Origin of the sequence: Mesorhizobium sp. M4B.F.Ca.ET.017.02.2.1 (genome assembly GCF_003998955.1) — a bacterium.
Lineage (GTDB): Bacteria > Pseudomonadota > Alphaproteobacteria > Rhizobiales > Rhizobiaceae > Mesorhizobium > Mesorhizobium abyssinicae.
In genome coordinates this window covers 1-2,834 of record NZ_RZOF01000519.1, presented here as the reverse complement: position 1 = coordinate 2,834, position 2,834 = coordinate 1, and the positions used below count along the sequence as shown (strand labels likewise).

The window sequence follows — 2,834 nt, the reverse complement described above, 5'->3', positions numbered from 1 at the left end:
GTGGAAGCACGAGGATCCCGAGGTCCTGAAGATCGAGATCGTGGTGCGCACCGCCACGCGCCAGACGCGCAACGGCGCCGAGCCGGAAGTGGCGCCGGCGCGCAGGATGACCAGGCAGACGCAAACGGCGCTCGCGGCAGGCACCGCCGGATCAGGCAGGGTGGAGCGGGCACCGGCGCCGCGCCAGGGCGCGCCCGCCGAAACGGAGTTCCGGCACAATGTGCTGGGGTCGCCGCTCGATCCGCGCTACACGTTCAATTCCTTCATCGAAGGCCCGTCGAACCGGGTGGCTTTCGCCGCTGCAAAGGCGGTGGCGGAATCGCAGTCGAGCGCGGTGCGCTTCAACCCGCTTTTCCTTCATGCCACGGTCGGCCTCGGCAAGACGCATCTTCTGCAGGCGATCGCGGCGGAATCGCTGATGCACAACCCGAAATCGCGCGTCGTCTATCTGACGGCCGAGTATTTCATGTGGCGCTTCGCTACCGCGATCCGCGACAACAACGCGCTGACGCTCAAGGAGCAGCTGCGCGACATCGACCTGCTGATCATCGACGATATGCAGTTCCTGCAGGGCAAGTCGATCCAGCATGAATTCTGCCATCTCATCAACATGCTGCTCGACAGCGCCAAGCAGGTGGTGGTCGCCGCCGACCGGCCGCCGTCGGAGCTGGAATCGCTGGAGCCGCGCGTCCGCTCGCGCCTCAATGGCGGCGTGGCGCTGGAAATGTCGGCGCCGGACTTCGCCATGCGGCTCGGCATGCTGAAGCTGCGTCTTGCGACGGCCAAGGTCGACGACACCTCGCTCGATATTTCGGAGGAGATCCTCAACCATGTCGCGCGCACGGTGACGGGCAGCGGGCGCGAACTGGAGGGCGCCTTCAACCAGCTCCTGTTCAGGCAGTCCTTCGAGCCACAGATCAGCATCGACCGCATCGATGAGATCCTCGGCCACATCTATCGCTCGGGCGAGCCGAAGCGGGTGCGCATCGAGGACATCCAGCGCATCGTGGCGCGCCACTACAATGTGTCGAAGACCGAGCTTCTGTCCAACCGGCGCACACGCACCATCGTCAAGCCGCGGCAGGTCGCGATGTACCTGTCGAAGGTGATGACGCCGCGTTCGCTGCCGGAGATCGGTCGGCGGTTCGGCGGCCGCGATCATACGACGGTGCTGCACGCGGTGCGCAAGATCGAGGACCTTTCGGGCGCGGACAACACGCTGGCGCAGGAACTGGAACTCTTGCGAAGGCTGATCAACGACCAGGCTTGAGCGCCCGGGAAAAGCCGGATCGGGGACTTCGCCGGCTTTATCCCCAGAAAGCCCGCGCAACCGGTCCTAACCGGTGGCGCGGGCTTGCGTTTGCAGGCTTTTTCCTGTCAGCTTAAGCAGATTCTGAGCCTGTTCAGACCTTTCGCGGGGCGCCGCTCGCCGGAGACCCGCTCATCCATTCAAGCGAGCCTGTTTCGTCATGCGTGTTATCTTGGAACGGTCAAATCTCCTGAAGTCGCTCAACCATGTCCACCGCGTGGTCGAGCGGCGCAACACCATACCGATCCTCTCCAACGTGCTGCTCAGCGCCGAGGGCGCCAGCCTCGAGATGAAGGCGACCGACCTCGACCTGGAAGTGACCGAAGCGACGCCCGCCAAGGTCGAGCGCGGCGGGGCGACGACCGTTCCGGCGCATCTGCTCTACGACATCGTGCGCAAGCTCGCCGACGGGGCGGAGGTGATGCTGAAGACCGACGAGGACGGCAATGCGATGACGGTCACCTCGGGCCGTTCGAGCTTCCGTCTGCAGTGCCTGCCGCAGTCCGATTTCCCGGAGCTTTCGGCCGGTTCCTTCTCGCACATCTTCCGGCTCGATTCGCTCGACCTGAAAGGCCTGATCGAAAAGACGCAATTCGCCATCTCCACCGAGGAGACGCGCTACTACCTCAACGGCATCTACCTGCACACGCATGAAGCCGGCGGCAAGCTGAAGCTGCGCTCGGTGGCGACCGACGGCCACCGCCTGGCGCGCGCCGAGATCGACGCACCGGCAGGGTCCGAAGGCATGCCGGGCATCATCATCCCGCGCAAGACGGTGAGCGAGTTGCAGAAGCTGGTCGACGACCCGGATGTGGCCGTGACCACCGAACTTTCCGACACCAAGATCCGCTTCACCATCGGCAGCGTGGTTCTGACCTCGAAGCTGATCGACGGCACCTTCCCGGACTATCAGCGCGTCATTCCGACCGGCAACGACAAGAAGCTGATCATCGACCGGCAGAGCTTCGCCGCGGCCGTCGACCGCGTCTCGACCATTTCGTCTGAGCGCGGCCGGGCGGTGAAACTGTCGATCGCCGAGGGCCAGCTGACGCTGGCCGTCAACAATCCGGATTCCGGCAGCGCCACCGAGGAACTGGCCGCCGACTATTCGGCCGACCCGATCGAGATCGGCTTCAACGCCAAGTATCTGCTCGACGTCGCCGCGCAGCTAACCGGCACGGAGGCGAAATTCATGCTCGCCGATGCCGGCTCGCCGACGCTGATCCACGACATGGCCGACGAGACCGCGCTCTACGTGCTGATGCCGATGCGGGTCTAGAGTATGATGCCGAAAAGTGTGAAGCGGTTTTCGGACGACATCATGCTCTATCTCTTTGATTTAGAGCCGGATTCAGATTTCAGGTCGATTCGACCTGAAGTCATCCGGCTCTAGGCCGCCAACGAGGCGATTTTGCCGCCGTGACCGCAGGTGCAACACAGCTCCAGCACCAAACCCATATAAGTAAGCTTACACTTACGAATTTCCGCAACTATGCGGCGCTATCCATCGGCCTGTCGCCCGGCT

The 2,834-nt window shown here is 63.6% G+C and carries 2 protein-coding genes; both read left to right on the top strand.

Annotated elements, in window-relative coordinates; genetic code table 11:
- Window positions 1-1,270, top strand: a 1,270-nt coding sequence (dnaA, locus tag EN738_RS33100; RefSeq protein ID WP_127287224.1) for a chromosomal replication initiator protein DnaA, incomplete at its 5' end; no start/stop codon positions are given.
- 199 nt (window positions 1,271-1,469) lie between these two features.
- Window positions 1,470-2,588, top strand: coding sequence for a DNA polymerase III subunit beta (gene dnaN, locus EN738_RS33095; protein WP_127287223.1), 1,119 nt, complete (start codon window positions 1,470-1,472; stop codon window positions 2,586-2,588).
- Window positions 2,589-2,834 lie beyond the last annotated feature (246 nt).

Coding starts and splice junctions, on each gene's coding strand:
- dnaN (WP_127287223.1), top strand. CDS start 1,470: ATGCGTGTTATCTTGGAACGGTCAAATCTCCTGAAGTCGCTCAACCAT.